The following is a 14,751-nucleotide window of genomic DNA, read 5'->3' as shown; positions in this document are numbered from 1 at the left end:
CAAGCCAATGCAAAGCTTGGGCTGACAAGAGCGCAGGCGATGGCGAGTCAGCCAAAAAGCGGGATGCGCCCTCTACTTGTTCAAGGCTTCTCTGGTATGACCCCGCCACTGAGGGCGTGGACGGTCAGGTGGGAGGCGGTCTCAAAGAGGATACGGCTGGTGACCAGCCCGACGACGCGTCCCTCTTCCAGGAGGGCGATGACATCGACGGAGGATTCCCGGAAACAGGCAAAGGCCTCGGGAAGAAATGCTTCCGCGGACAATGTGGGAATACCCCGTTCCATGATCTGGCCCACTGGGATTTCCAATTGATCCGGGGCCTGCTTGAGGAATTCCGCCTCACCAAGATCATTCCCATGTGTATTGCCCATGAGCGCCCGGAAAATGTCCTTTGCGGTGAGCATGCCGGCGAGCGTGCCCTCCTCGCTGATTACCACGAGGTACGGCATCCCGTCCTTGGCAAAGCGTTCATCACTGAGGAAGCCCATCACCTCGGCGATCGTGTGGGATTCGCCAAGCCGCAGGTAGCGCCTCAACATGATATCGCGTAGCTGCAGCCGATCACTGGTTTTTCCGGAGTTCATGTTTCCACCTCCTTGATATCCTCCGAGCTTCTTGAGGAGCCGTCTTGCAGATTCAGTACCTTGGCGAGGGCGCGCATCAGCTCGGCTTCGTCAATGAGACCGAGGATGCGCCGTTCCGGATCGCAGACGGGCAAGACAGTTGTACGGCTTTTCGAAGCCTTGTTGAGCAATTCGACCAGGGAATCTCCCGGTTGGGCCAGCGGGACATCCGTTTCGGCCAGCTCGGAAATCGGGCGGCTGAATGATCTGGCAAGCCGTCTTCCAAGTTCCTCGTCATCCTTGATTGAATCCGGATCATCACCGAGGTTGCCGGACATCTCATGCAGGATAACCCCCGCGTGCAACTTGCCGGCGAGGCGACCCTCGTTGTCTTGCAGAAAGAGTGGGGGAGCGGCGTATGTAGTGGAACGTCGATACATTTCTGACATGAGCCATATTGCCTCGCGTAACTGGTGCTGGTTGCCGAATCGGATGCACTTGCGGCTTACAAGGTTGCTTGCCGTGACCCCTGAACTCTCCGGGACACGCTCTTCACCCGCCTTGGCCCGCCGCCGCCGTTCCATTTCCACAATGCTCCATGCCCGTGCCAGCGCCAGCTCGGTCGACTGGAACAGCTTGTTGTCCGCGTAGAAAATATTCTGCTCGCCGATCTTGTTGCGCAGACCGGAACCCGTCATCACCCGCTTCAAGTCGTCCTCGATGCCACATGCGACCAGATGGATACCGCGTTCTGTGAGCAATTCGTAGTAGTGCGCAAGAATCGCCATGGCCGTGCTGCCAACTGCCCGGAGACGCTTCATACGCAGGACAACCACGCGCGTTTGCGGAGTGAGACAGCGGGCAAGTTCGTAGTCGAGATCCTCCACGGCGGCAAAATAGAGATCGCCTTCCATGTTGACCGTCACGACTTCCGAAGGGCCAGCGCGGTTGAACGGGACTTCCTCAAAGCCGGAATCGGGATGCTGTACAAGCTGGGTGAGATCGGTCGTGCTGGTCACTCGCAGGAGCAGGACAATGGCAAGGAAGACCCCGACAAAAATCGCGTACTCAAGGGGCAGGATCAGGGTCGAGGCCAGTGTTCCCCCGAGGACAAGCCGGGAATTCGCGCCCGATCGCCAGGTCAGTTTCAAGCGATCCTTGTCGATCATGGAATAGGCGATGACGACCAGTAGCCCGGCGAGACTGGCCTTTGGGATGTAGTTGGCGAACCCGGCGAAAAGGAGCAAGGTAACCGCAGTCCAGATTGCGGAAAAGATGGCGGCCATGCGAGTGCGTCCGCCCGACTGGTAACAGACTGCGGTCCGGGTGAAGGATCCCGAGGCGGCGAAGCCGGAGAAAAAGGACCCGACGATGTTGGATGTGCCTTGGCCGATGAATTCACGGGTGAAGTTCAGGCGCTGCCCAGAGGCGGAGGCTACGGCCCGTGCGATGGAGGCGGCCTCGATGAGTCCAAGGATGGCCAGCGCAAGGGCGCCTGTCCCCAGCTCGCGCGTCAGTTCGTAGTTCGGATGCCGGATCAGGTCGGGCAGGTGGAACTTGTTCAGCTGGCTGGTGATTGGCTGGATGTCGCGCACGATATCAATGCGACCTGCACCAAGATCAACTTTGTGCCAGCCAAGGAAATAGGCAATCAATCCTGCCCCGACGACTCCGATCAACGCGCCCGGCAGTTTTGGATAATACTTTTTCAGGAGCACGACAACCACCATCGTGAACAAACCGACAAAGAGCGCCCGTGGGTTTGCATCCGGGATCAGGGAGAGGGTCGCCAGGAGCACTTCATGGAAGCGTTCCGCGTGTGCCTCGAGGCTTACGCCCATGATGTTTTTCAGCTGGTTGACGGCGATCAGGATACCTGCACCCGCGGTGAAGCCCACGACAACGGAGTTGGAAACGTAGCGCACGATCCCGCCCATCTTGAGCAGGCCAAATGCGAGCTGGATTAGGCCGGTCATGAAGGTCAGCAGGAAGACAATCTCGACCAGGCTGATCCCGTACTTGGCCGGAAGGTGAGCGGTCAGGCTCAGAATGACCATGCAAAGGGCGTTTGTCGGCCCGGTCACCAAGTGATTTGAGCTGCCGAAGAGGGCGGCGATAATACACGTGACAATCGATGTATACAGCCCATAGACCGGCGGTAGTCCGGCAATCAGGGCATAGGCCATTGCCTGGGGAACACCCATGACAGCCACCGTCGCGCCGGCCATCGCATCGTGCCGCAAATCCGACTTCAAATAACCACCGAGGGAGCGACTCATCTCGGAAGGCGAGGGGATCTGGAATTGTAGCGAAAACTTGGGTTGGGTCATGCCGGAACGGGTGTCATTCAACCCGGACAGCATGCCGAGAGCAAGCTTACAATGAGTCGGCGCTTCAGCGCCGGTTCCTGAAGCATCCGTTGGATGAACCGGGCCTGAAGGCCCGACTCTGTGGCGCCTGAAGGCCCGACTCTGTGACGTCCGAGGCCCGACTCTCTGGTATCAGAAAGCGAGGCGACAGGAGATCAGGAATTCCCGGCCGGCACCGGGGATGCGATCACCGGACTCAAGATCGCCACTGGCCGGGCGGATCGAGGAAACCGGCAGGCTGAGGTACGGGGTGAAGGCCTTGTCAAAGAGGTTTCTCACCCTGATTGAGGCACTGAAGCCCTTGGAACTTATGAGCTGTAGCGAGAGCTCGTGGAGGGCGAAGGACTTGGAGTCGGCGTAGAGCGGATTCAGGGCCGGCAAATCATTGTCCTTGGACGCGACAAGGATGGCCGTCCATTGGAACCAGGCCTTCATGGAGAACACATTGCCCTCCAAGACAGCCGAGAGGCGCGCTTCAGCGGGTGGCAATTCCGGGAGGGAATCCCCGTTGGAAAAGCCAGTCCCGGACTCGCGCAATTCAGCGTCCACCCATTCGACCGAGAACGGGAAACGGATGTGCTCTGTGGCCTGCCATTCACCTTGGATTTCCAGACCGGTGAATGCCGCATTCACATTACGATAACCGAAAACGGTCTGCGGCGGATTGAAGGGGAGAACGCCTTCCGTCGTGCCAATCGCCTGCCGCCAAATAAAGTCATCAATCTGGAAATGATAGACATCCGCCTGCAGGCGGAAGCGCTTCCGTTCCCATTGAGCCCCGAGGACAAGTTCCCATTTGCGTTCCGGTTCGAGCGTGGGGTTACCGAGTTCAAATCCTCCACCAAGGGCATTCAGGAAGGCCCGGTAGCGCTCGGTAGGCGGCGGGATCTGCCCGCTGCTGCCAAAGCCGGCATACCATGTGGCTGATGACTGTGGTTGGTAACTGAGGAGCAAATTGCCGCTCAGGACAATATCCTCAACGGAGACCTTTTCCGCCTCAGCCCCATTGTATTTGGAATACAATGACACTATCGGTTTTCCGAAGGCGCTTTTACCCGCTTCTCGCGCCTTGCTGACAGCATAGTCCGCGCGACCACCAACGCGGATCTGTGCCTTGTCGTTTAATTGCCAACGGGACTCCGCATAGGCGCCTGATTGCTTATACAGCGTATCGGGCCAGATATAATCCCTGGCCACCGGCCCCCGTTTGCGAATGGCCAGCCGCTCCTCGCGGTTGAAATCCAGCCCGAACTGGACCTCACCTCCATTGGATAGGCTGGTAATGGCTGCCACATCGGCATGGAATGATCGGGTCAGGGTGTCCGTGTCGACGTTGACGGGTTTCGTTGGGCGCTCACGGTTGCTGAGGGTCGAGCTGGATTCTGAGAATCCGTAACGCAGGCGAAAGTTCCAGCTACCGTCTGGCTGCCCCTGCCTTTCATGATTGGCCGTCACGGCCAGGAATTCCCCATCCATGACATCCAGTGGAAGGGCGGCGTTTTCTGTGAAGCCCTGTTCGCGAAAGGCTACATCGACAGCATGCATCCATTGGTTTGTTGTGGCATAGCCCAAAGAAAGCGATCCGCCGGTTTCCTCAAAGTGTGACGGTACCTTCCGCCCGTCACCGCTCGTGTAGTTACCTGATCGCGACGTAAAGCCCGAGACCCTGTAACCGATGGGAGTGGCAACACCCGCCAAATTGGCAGACCAGTGGATGCTGTTGCGTTCAGGAATTCCCTGAAAGCGGAGAACAGCCGAAGGCATTGTGGGTTCCCTCCCAATAGCCTCCGTGGACCAGTTGTTTTCGATAGCGATCAATCCCCCGGATACGGGTGGACCACTGGCCAGTGACGGTAGGGCCTTGGCAATTTGAATGCTCCGGTAACCGGCTCCTGAAAACTGGTTGATTGGGGCGCTCGTGCGCGTGGGTGATCCATTGGGCAGGCGCAGTCCGTTCAGGGTGGTTGACACCCGGTCATAGCTAAGCCCGCGCACAATGGGTTCGGTGGAATAAGTTCCCCGCGAGGCAAAGCTGACTCCCGGAAGGCTGGACAGCGATTGCGTGAGCGAACCTGCCAAGTCGACCGGTACTCCGGACGTGCCCGTGACCCCGGGTTGTGACGAATTCCAAGTCCCCTCGATGACCAACGGGGCAAGGTCGATAATTCTATCCGCATCAGATCCTGTGCCGGAAGCGTTGGCCTGGCAAAGCACCGTGGCAGCGGAGGCAAGGAACAGCCCAAGGGCGTGCTTGAGTTGATTTGTCGATATTACCATAGCATCAGTGATGTAATTCCCAGAATGGCGACTGGAGCACCCAGGTAGAAGCGTGTGCCGAGCGAATGCCGTTCCAGCAGACGGGCAATTGGAATGCTGATTAGGGGAGCCGTCGCCGCGATGGACTGCACAAGTCCGGGATTGAGGAGGCTCACTGCCCAGAGCCAGCAGGTCACCCCGAGAACGGGACCAAAGAGGGCGTTTAGCAAGATCCAGAAACCGGGTTGGCCAGAGACAGGTCGTCCCTTCAAGAAAAGCCGGTTAACCGTAATGACCGGTGAGCTGTCCTTTTTTGCCGGGCGCAACTTAAAAGCTGCGAGCAGCATGCCAGCGACAAGCAGACCGCCGCTCAACCGGATGAAGGCCGCGCTGAATTTGTCCACCTGTAGGGACATTTCCATGGCAGCGAGAAATGCGTGCCTGCTCAGGACAAGGCTTGTTGCTTGAAAGAAAGCTGCCCCGGCAACGGCTAAATATCCGATCATTGGACTCCCCCGGGCCTCCGCCTCTTCCTTAATCCAGCTGGAACCGGCAAAGAGAATTCCCGCAAGGATGATCCCGCAGGAAAGTGTTTGCTTGAGCGTCAGGCTGTCTTCAAGGAATAGCCACGCAAAGAGGGCGGCGAGGATTGCCGTCCCGCTTTCAACAAAAAGCAAAGCCCGCGGTGACCCGAGGTATTGCAGGGCACGCATCATGCAGGCGCCCCCGAATCCGAACCCGATCCCGCCAGCCAGCGCAAACAGGCTGATCAGGCCAATCGGCATCTCCCGGCGGAAAACTGAGCTGATCAGACCCAGAAGGACCATCGCGACCAGCAGACGATAGACATTTGCCCGAAGAGGCCCAATCAGTGAAGCGGACTGGCGGGCACTGATAGCAGTAAAGGCAAAGAAGATCGCGGTTAGGAATGCGGGGAGCACAGGGGATTAATGCCTTTGTTACGGGTTGTGAGCTGTATAGTGCGTGTGCAGCAAATGATGTGAGCGATCCCCGAGGGGTGCCCCAAGAAACTCGCTGTAGATCTGGGCAATCTGTGGGTTGTTATGCGACTTCCGTAAGACCTTTCCCTCGTCCTCCTGGAAAATGGCGTGCATGCGTTTCAAGCGGACCGAGTCATCCGTGTAGCGTGGTTGTCCTCCACCGCCAATACATCCGCCCGGGCAGGTCATGACTTCCACAAAGTGATATTCCTTCAAGCCGCTGCGGAGCGCCTCGAGTAGCTTGCGTGCGTTGCTCAGGCCATGTGCCGCCGCCACCTTGAGGTCGACACCTTCGAGGAATGCCCAATCCGGTTGGCAGTTCTCCAGCTTCAGAGAAGCTTCCTTGATTCCCTCCAAGCCGGCAACCGCCTCAACGTGCAGGTTCTCCAGTGGCAACTCACGTCCAGTGACCAGTTCGTAGGCCGTCCGTATAGCTGCTTCCATGACGCCACCGGTGTTGGCAAAAATATCGGCAGCACCCGAGGAAAGTCCCATTGGGGCATCCATTTCACCATCATCGAGATTGCGAAAGTCAATGCCAGCAGACTTGATCATTTCCGCGAGCTCACGTGTTGTGAGCACAAAATCCACATCCCGTACGCCACTGTCGTTCATCTCCGGCCGCTGGGCCTCGTATTTCTTGGCCGTGCAAGGCATGACGGAGACAACTGTGATTTCCTCAGCTTTTTTACCAAGCTTACCGGCGTAGTAGGTTTTCGCTACGGAGCCAAACATCTGCTGCGGGGATTTGCAGGTGGATATATTTGGAAGAAATTCCGGATAGAAATATTCCGCGAAGCGGATCCATCCCGGGGAGCAACTGGTGAACATGGGCAGGCTGACCGCCTCGTCCTTTTCCACAACAAGCCGCTTCAGGCGCGTCAGGAGCTCCGTCCCTTCTTCCATGATGGTTAGATCCGCCGTGAAGTTTGTATCGAAGACCGAATCAAAACCGAGTTTCCGCAGGGCGGTCGTCATCTTTCCAGTGACAAGAGTCCCCGGTTCATAATTAAAGCATTCCCCAAGGGCTGCCCTGATCGCGGGAGCAGTCTGGACCACAACGTGCTGGCCAGGATCCTGAAGGGCCGCCCAGACCTCTTCCTGGTGGCTGCGTTCATTGATCGCTCCCACCGGGCACACAGCGGCGCATTGTCCGCACTGAACACACGGGACATCATCAAGATCCATGGTGAAGGCTGGCCCAATCCGTGTGGAAAATCCCCGTCCTTGGGGAAACAAGGCTCCAACGCCTTGAACTTCCCCGCACACTGTCACGCAGCGCCGGCATTTGATGCACTTGCCGCTATCGCGGGTGAGGGCGGGTGTGCTGTCGTCAATTCCACCAGCACAGCGCTCGCCGGGATAACGGATTTCCCGGATGCCCATTTCACGGGCGACATCCTGCAATTCGCAGTCCCCGTTGCGGACACATGTCTGGCACTCACCGCAGTGTTCCGAGAGGAGGAGCTCGACCAGCGTTTTGCGGGCCTCACGCACGCGCCGGGTCCGCGTGCGAATTTCCATTCCCTCGAAAACCGGAGTGGAGCAGGCCGCCTGCAGGTTTCGGGCCCCTTCCACTTCGACAACGCACAAGCGGCAGGCACCCGTTGCCGGGTGGTCTTCCATCTTGCAGAGGGTGGGGATATTTATGCCCGCCTTGCGTGTGGCCTCCAGAACCGAGAGAGACTCATCAACTTCACACTTTTGATTGTTTATCGTTACAGTAATCATTGTTGAATCCTCCTATTTGCCGTAATCGCATCGCAGGCAGCGCTTGGCCTGCCGGATGGCCACGCTTTCCGTCCATGGCAAGTCCACTTCGTCGAAATTGTGCCGTCTCCTATCGACCGGAAGGGTGTTCAAGGCCTCACGCGGGTAGGGCACTGGATCGGCATCCGGGTCATAGGCAGTTGTGTTCTCATGCTCATTCCGCCAGAAGGCGTGGTTGCTTCCCGTGAGGTAGCAATCCATTCCAACTGCTGCCCGCTCACCACCAGCGATCGCGTCGATAACTGAGAGTGGCCCGGTCGCGGCATCCCCTCCGGAGAAAATCCACGGGATGCTTGTCTGGCCGGTTTGCTTGTCTGACCGTATTTGTTTATTCGCTACGGTTTCGAGCCCGACCTCTGCACAAACGCTCGAGAAATCAAAGCTTTGTCCAATCGCAAATATGACCTGATCCGCCTCAATCCTGATTTCCTTTTGGGATTCGATCGGACGCCTGCGGCCTGAGCGGTCGAAGTCTCCCAGTTTCATCTGCAGGCATTCCACCGCGACAATTTTTCCATCTTCCCGGATGATTTCCGTGGGATTGGTGAGCGTGTGAATCCTGACGCCTTCCTGGAGGGCCTGATCAATCTCTTCCGCATAGGCCGGCATCTCGGCCTGGGAGCGCCGGTAGACCAGATCCACTTCGGCACCGAGGCGGATGGCTGTGCGAGCCGCATCAGTAGCGCAGTTTCCGCCCCCGACAATAACTATTTTAATTCCGACAGGCGCGGATCCGCGCTGGTTGTATTCCTTCAGGAAATTGAAACCATCGATCACACCGGGTCCTTCGCATCCCGGTAAATCAAGCTGGACGCCACCCGGGACACCAATGCCCATGAAGACACATTCAAATCCGTCCTCGTGAAGGCTTGAAAGTGTGAAGTCCTTGCCAAGGCGTTGCTGTGTCCGGATATCAACCCCCATTTGCTCGATCATGCGAATTTCGCGGGCCACCGTTTCCCTGGGCAGGCGATAGGCGGGGATGGCTTGCACGAGCATTCCGCCCGGCCGGGCCTCTGCTTCAAAGACAACCGGCTTGTAACCAAGGCGTGCGAGAAAGTAGGCGCAGGAAAGGCCGGCTGGACCGCCCCCGACAATCGCCACTTTGCGTTTGGCATTGTTCGGGTTCTCGTGGATCTCAGGCATTTGGACGGTGATCTCCTGATCAACCATGAAGCGCTTGATACCGCGGATGGAGACCGCATCGTCAAGGCTGGAGCGACGGCACATGCTCTCGCACGTATGAAAGCATACGCGCGCACAGATCGCGGCGAACGGATTGCGCTCACGATGAAGCTGCAGTGCCTCGGCATACCGCTTTTCCCCGGTCAGGGAAACAAAACCCGGGATGTCGACATTGGCCGGACAGGCGCACTGGCACGGTGCCCGGACAAGCGCGGCACAGGTTCCCGAGCGGCAGAATTTCTGATGAATGTGTTCCTCATATTCCTCGCGGAAATGCCGGATTGTCGAGAGCACGGGATTGGGCGCGGTCTGTCCAAGGCCACACAGGGAAGTGTCCTTGATCTGCTCGCCCAGCTCGATCAGTTTTTCAATATCCCCTTGCTCGCCCTCTCCGGCGCAGATGCGCTCCAGTATTTCCAGCATGCGCTTGGTCCCGACACGGCACGGGACACATTTGCCACAGGACTCTTCCTGCACAAATTCAAGGAAGAACCGCGCCACATCGACCATGCAGGTATCCTCATCCATGACGATCATGCCGCCAGAGCCCATGATGGCCCCGAGCTCTTGCAGGCTCTTGTAATCCAATGGCACGTTGAGGTGCTGACGCGGAATGCATCCCCCGGATGGCCCGCCCATCTGGGCCGCCTTGAAAGGCCGGTCATTCTTTGTCCCGCCACCGATGTCATAGACCAGCTCCCCGAGCGATGTACCGATCGGCACTTCGACAAGGCCGGCGTTTTGAATGGAACCGGCGAGGGCGAATACTTTCGTTCCTTTGCTCTCCTCCGTTCCACGGGAGGCGTACCAATCACTTCCATGCAAAAGGATTGCCGGAATGTTGGCGTAGGTCTCGACGTTGTTGAGGACAGTCGGCGCGCCCCATAAACCCTTTTGTGCAGGGAAGGGCGGGCGAGGTCTTGGCTCCCCGCGACGACCCTCGATGGATTCAATGAGGGCGGTTTCCTCACCGCAGACAAAGGCCCCGGAACCCATCCGGATCTCAAGGTTAAAATCAAAGCCGCTTCCAAGGATGTTCTCACCCAGCAACCCGCGCTCCTTCGCTGAATCAATCGCGGCCTGGAGGCGCTCAACGGCAAGCGGATATTCCGCCCGTACGTAGACAAAGCCTTCCTTCGCCCCAATCACGAAGGCGCCGATCAGCATGCCTTCAATTACGGAAAAGGGATCTCCCTCCAAAACACTGCGATCCATGAAGGCGCCCGGATCACCCTCATCCGCGTTGCACAGGATGTATTTGGTTTCTCCTACAGCCCTGCAGGCCAGCTTCCATTTCATGGCAGTCGGAAATCCCGCACCGCCGCGCCCGCGCAAGCCGGCATCCTCGACCACCTCGATGACCTCTTCCGGTTTCATTCCGGAAAGCACCTTGGCAATTCCGAAAAAGCCATCCACACTGATGTAGTCCTCAATCGATGTTGGCGGGATTTTTCCACAATTGCGCAGAACAATCTTGTCCTGCCCCTTGAAGAAATCGATGGAGGCCTCCGTGGCTTGGGCCGATCCATCCTGTCCTTTCCATAAAAATTCCTCGACGGGCTCACCCCCGAGGATGTGGCGCTCGACAATTTTCTCCACGTCCTTCGGGCTGATTCCCCTGTAAAGTGTTTGGTCCTCATCAAGCGCCAGAAGCGGACCGCCCGAACAGGGACCCATGCAACCGCACTCCATGACCTCCACATCGAGCAACAATCCACGCGAGGAGAGGGCCGTCTTGAGCGCACTGACGATTGAGCTCGATCCGGATGAAAGGCATCCTCCGCCCATGCAGACACGAACCAGTCTTTTAGCCTTTCCGGATTCGAGTGTGCGTGAAGAAAGTACCCGCGCCTTGATGGCTTTCAGTTCAGCGGAATTGTGAATCGGATTTTTTTGTAGTTGCTGAATCATGACTTAGGCTCCTTTTCCGGTTTCTCTTTCGTCGTCTTCGTATTTCTTCAGGATTTCCCCTATCTTGGATGGCTTGACCCGCTGATGGACATCCACGTCAGCCATCAGCACCGGTGCCAGGCCACAGGCCCCGAAGCAGCGGCCTACCTCAAGTGAGTAGCAGCGATCCGGGGTTGATTCACCAATGTCGATTCCCAGCTCTTTCTTGAGCGCGCCCAGGACCTCCTTGCCACCGCGGACATAGCAGGCTGTTCCGAGGCACACCCGCATCTGGTGCCGTCCTTGTGGCGTTCGCGAGAAAAAGGAATAAAAGCCGATGACCCCAGCCACTTCGCTGAGGGGTTTTTCGAGCTTCTCCGCTACGCGGCGGATGACACTATCCGGGAGGTAACCGAACAGACTTTGTGCCATTTGAAGGATCGGGATTAACGAGCCCGGCTTGCCGGCGTATTGCTCGATGATTTCATCCAGTTCGCAAAGCAGGCTTTCCTCGCTGGGTTCGTTTGTAATCAGAGGTTCTTCGATCGGGGCAGCATCTTGTACAGGCATCTGTCTTCGCTTTCGAATGGGGTTAAACTCGAGGAATTTTTTGAATGTTGCCCCGAGTTTATGGCATTCCCCGCGGAAGCTAAAAGATTAAAATTAGATAAACTAATTCTATAAGCGCACAGAATGACAGAAATTAATAGCAAACCTCCTGAGAATTGCCTGCTTCGGCCAGTTCCTCAGCGGGAACCGGGAGCACCAATCTGGAGGATCGCCTTGGCGGTTTGAGCACCGCTGGCGAGTGCGGTATCGAGGGACGCGACACCGGTATAGTCCCCGCAACGGAAGAGACCCGGGGCAAGCTGGATGGCTGGCGGCCTGAATTGGCCCTGTGCCGGGACGGCTTCCGGGATTTGGTAGGTGCGGAGGTGATTCCAATTTTGGGCGCCTTGACCAAACCATGCGGCAAGCTGCTCGCGGACCTGTGATTCGAGTTTATCTGACGCGATTGCGACCCGATCGACAACGCTGACTGAAATCAGGTGCCGTCCTGCAGGCGCGTATTCAGGCGAAACGCTGGTCATGACGGTGAGATTATTGATGGGGCCGTGCCCTTCGCCATTGAGGACCAGCAAGGGTCCCGTTGGCGGCGCGACGGGTGCATCGAAGTAGAGGCATGCCACCTTGTTGACCGGAGCGGGCGGGGTATTCTCTCCAAGCAGTTTCTGAGCGGCCCGAATATCCGTGGCAATAACCGTGATTTTTGGCTCGAGCTTCGTCCCATCTTCCAGATGGACGGCACCATCCTCGAGTGCCGTGGCCCGTTTTCCGAACTGGATTGATTCTGCAGGCAAGTCACCGGCAAGCTGTAACGGGATCTCCTCCATTCCCCGTGCGGGGATTGCCGTGTCTCCCCGGGCAAAGTTTTGCAGGACATCCTCCATCTTGCGAACCGTTGTCTCCAACTTTGTTTCAAGGAAGACACCGCCCAGGAACGGGCGGAAAAAACGCTCAATCATGGATGCGGAGAAACCCTCTGCTTGGAGCGCTTGAAGGGCACTTGTCGAATCCGGGTATTTTGCAAAGCTAAACCCACTTAACCGCAGACGCCCGACGCGGAGCTTGTCGGCGATGGATCCTATCGGGTTGAAGGCGCCCCGGACTCCATCCAAGGGATGCCGGAATGGGTCGGCTACGCGGTGCCATGCATTCCCATGGCGAACCAAGGCCCCTGGATAGATCTTCCTCAAGTCCAGTTTCTTGTAGTCCAGCTGTCGCTGTGCCTCAGGATAAGCCGTGAGCAAGACCTGAAATCCACGGTCAAGCCGGAATCCGTTCACGGTATCGGTTGCCACGCGCCCGCCCACGCGATCGGAGGCCTCCAGGACGGTGACATTCTCCCCGGCCGCACGAAGCGCCCTTGCGCAAGCCAAACCGCTCAGGCCAGCACCGATAACGACAATGTCCGGGGAAGACTGAAATGGCTGTGGCATATTACCTCAATCGTTGCCTGGATTATTTTGAATTATTCCGGTGCAGGTGATCGTACTGCCATTCCTCTCCGGTGACGGAATAAAACCACGGGTAGATTTCCGGGCCAGTCCAGAACCAGGAGCCATCTTCATCGGCGTACCAGAAGCCCTCCGCTGTTTCGTGGAGGCGCAGCCACCCAAGGCGCTCGTGAAGGACGACCGGATAAATAAAGCCATTCAATTTGCCCCACCAACTTGAAAGGCAATCGCCATTGGCAAGCATTGGCGTGGCCTGTAATGCAGAAGGCAGGTGACGTGATGACAAGTCCAGGACCAGCGGCAGGTGATCGGAGACAAAGGTGTCATTTGCCTGGAGGCCCATTGCGGTCAATGCGCTCTGCGGGAGCAGGTCGGTGTCGAGCGTGTAGGCCTTTTGGCGAAAGACGGTTGCTGGATCGAAGAGAAAAAAGTCCAGTTTGCTCGAGCCAAATCTGGACAAGCCGTCGCTACCCCAGCTGTATTGATCGTACTGATACACATGGCGCGGGCTGGCCATCTCAAGAGGCACGATGGTAGTGGTCAAGTCGATCAGCTCGGGGGCAAGCCCGCCCGAGTTAAGATCGCCACCGATAATGATGGACTGTGGGGCAGGAGTTGGGTCGTTCAAGCGGACCTCAATCAAATTGAGTATGTTGGCGCTTTCCTCGATGCGGCCGTCTTCACCACTATTGCAGCACGGGAGATGGGCATTGGCGATGAGCAGACGATAGCCCAGTACGTCCTCTGTTGCATGGCGGCTGACAAGATTGCCATCGACCGACCAGCTTCCTTCAGTGGGGTAGCGGCTCACGGTGATACAGTCGTTGTTGCGGGTGATTGACCATTCTTCCCCAATCGGGATTTGCATGTTCTTCTGGAAGAACTCGAGGACCGTATTGGTCGGGGTATCGTAAATTTCCTGAAGGATGGCGATGTCGGGATTGATTGCGAAAAGGACCCGGCGGAACGGCTCCAAGTTATTTCCTTCAAACGGTGCATCGCGTAAAACATTCCAACTCACAATGCGGACAGAGCGCCGCGACTTTTGCGTGACAATGGGCATTGGCTGGACCGAGAGGGGTCCTGAAAAATTGTAGGCAAGGGATGACCCGATGTCTGGAATCCGGTCCAGGCTATTTTCCTCAATAAGCGCTATGTGAACTGGCTCGCCTGAGCGCGCGGCCGGCAAGGCTTCCAGGCTGACGGCAATTTCATGAATTGTGGAGGAACCCTCCGGAGCAAGCCGCTCGATAAAATTCCCGCGACCAATATCGCCACGGTCGGTAAGGGTACTCGTGCCCCGGTTTAGGTCAAAGTCCCAGCTGAAGTCCATGCCTCGACCGCTGTAAGTGGTGCCCGTTGAAGGGTTATTGTCCGCGTCGATGTAGAGGCGCAGGTCGGCAAAGCGGAGATTCACCGGATTCTCAAATTCAACCAGCAAATACAGGTTGTAGGCATCGTTGGTGACCGAGAGCTTGCGGAAATCCGCGCTGGAAGACTGGCCGTCCCCGGCAGGATCGCTGACGCTGGGCGCATCCACAGGCCAATCTGCGGAAGCTCCATCCACGAGGATAGCCTCGAGCCGATTGGCATGAAATGAAGAGAGGACGAGCCCCAAGAGGCAAATAGAACGAACCATGATAATTGTAGGAAATAAAGAATTGTGGGTCTGACAAGCGAACCTGAGAATAACCGGATT

9 protein-coding genes are annotated in these 14,751 nt (G+C 57.3%); all 9 read right to left on the bottom strand.

Annotated features, from left to right (window positions below):
- Positions 1-80: 80 nt before the first annotated feature.
- A complete protein-coding gene (locus tag G0Q06_RS13995; protein ID WP_163967284.1) occupies positions 81-584 on the bottom strand; it encodes a CBS domain-containing protein in 504 nt (167 codons plus the stop codon).
- Entirely contained in the window at positions 581-2,926 is a 2,346-nt protein-coding gene (locus tag G0Q06_RS13990) for a SulP family inorganic anion transporter (protein ID WP_238710871.1), read from the bottom strand. The genes G0Q06_RS13995 and G0Q06_RS13990 overlap by 4 nt, the downstream gene beginning before the upstream one ends.
- 138 nt (positions 2,927-3,064) lie before the next feature.
- On the bottom strand, positions 3,065-5,209 hold the full coding sequence (locus G0Q06_RS13985) for a TonB-dependent receptor (RefSeq protein ID WP_163967279.1): 2,145 nt from the start codon (positions 5,207-5,209) through the stop codon (positions 3,065-3,067).
- Positions 5,203-6,129 carry an EamA family transporter gene (locus G0Q06_RS14720; protein ID WP_163967277.1) on the bottom strand — a complete coding sequence of 309 codons (927 nt, stop codon included), beginning with the start codon at positions 6,127-6,129 and terminating at the stop codon, positions 5,203-5,205. The genes G0Q06_RS13985 and G0Q06_RS14720 overlap by 7 nt, the downstream gene beginning before the upstream one ends.
- A gap of 18 nt (positions 6,130-6,147) precedes the next feature.
- Positions 6,148-7,920: an NADH-dependent [FeFe] hydrogenase, group A6 gene (locus G0Q06_RS13975; RefSeq protein ID WP_163967275.1), complete on the bottom strand. Its 1,773-nt coding sequence runs from the start codon at positions 7,918-7,920 to the stop codon at positions 6,148-6,150.
- Positions 7,921-7,932: 12 nt separating this feature from the next.
- The gene (locus tag G0Q06_RS13970; protein WP_163967274.1) at positions 7,933-11,055 is read right to left on the bottom strand and encodes an FAD-dependent oxidoreductase; all 3,123 of its coding nucleotides are present in this window, start codon (positions 11,053-11,055) and stop codon (positions 7,933-7,935) included.
- Between the two features lie 3 nt (positions 11,056-11,058).
- Positions 11,059-11,604 (bottom strand): NADH-quinone oxidoreductase subunit NuoE family protein, encoded by a 546-nt coding sequence (locus tag G0Q06_RS13965; RefSeq protein WP_163967272.1) that lies wholly within the window; start codon positions 11,602-11,604, stop codon positions 11,059-11,061.
- A gap of 176 nt (positions 11,605-11,780) precedes the next feature.
- On the bottom strand, positions 11,781-13,034 hold the full coding sequence (locus G0Q06_RS13960; RefSeq protein WP_163967269.1) for an NAD(P)/FAD-dependent oxidoreductase: 1,254 nt from the start codon (positions 13,032-13,034) through the stop codon (positions 11,781-11,783).
- Positions 13,035-13,056: 22 nt separating this feature from the next.
- Positions 13,057-14,691: an endonuclease/exonuclease/phosphatase family protein gene (locus tag G0Q06_RS13955; protein WP_163967267.1), complete on the bottom strand. Its 1,635-nt coding sequence runs from the start codon at positions 14,689-14,691 to the stop codon at positions 13,057-13,059.
- Positions 14,692-14,751: the final 60 nt, after the last annotated feature.

It is taken from the genome of Oceanipulchritudo coccoides, from assembly GCF_010500615.1.
Classification (GTDB): Bacteria; Verrucomicrobiota; Verrucomicrobiia; order Opitutales; family Oceanipulchritudinaceae; genus Oceanipulchritudo; species Oceanipulchritudo coccoides.
The sequence above is the reverse complement of the archived record's forward strand: the minus strand, read 5'-3'. Positions and strand labels throughout refer to the sequence as shown.

Coding starts and splice junctions, on each gene's coding strand:
- G0Q06_RS13995 (WP_163967284.1), bottom strand. CDS start 584: ATGAACTCCGGAAAAACCAGTGATCGGCTGCAGCTACGCGATATCATG.
- G0Q06_RS13990 (WP_238710871.1), bottom strand. CDS start 2,926: ATGCTGTCCGGGTTGAATGACACCCGTTCCGGCATGACCCAACCCAAG.
- G0Q06_RS13985 (WP_163967279.1), bottom strand. CDS start 5,209: ATGGTAATATCGACAAATCAACTCAAGCACGCCCTTGGGCTGTTCCTT.
- G0Q06_RS13975 (WP_163967275.1), bottom strand. CDS start 7,920: ATGATTACTGTAACGATAAACAATCAAAAGTGTGAAGTTGATGAGTCT.
- G0Q06_RS13970 (WP_163967274.1), bottom strand. CDS start 11,055: ATGATTCAGCAACTACAAAAAAATCCGATTCACAATTCCGCTGAACTG.
- G0Q06_RS13965 (WP_163967272.1), bottom strand. CDS start 11,604: ATGCCTGTACAAGATGCTGCCCCGATCGAAGAACCTCTGATTACAAAC.
- G0Q06_RS13960 (WP_163967269.1), bottom strand. CDS start 13,034: ATGCCACAGCCATTTCAGTCTTCCCCGGACATTGTCGTTATCGGTGCT.
- G0Q06_RS13955 (WP_163967267.1), bottom strand. CDS start 14,691: ATGGTTCGTTCTATTTGCCTCTTGGGGCTCGTCCTCTCTTCATTTCAT.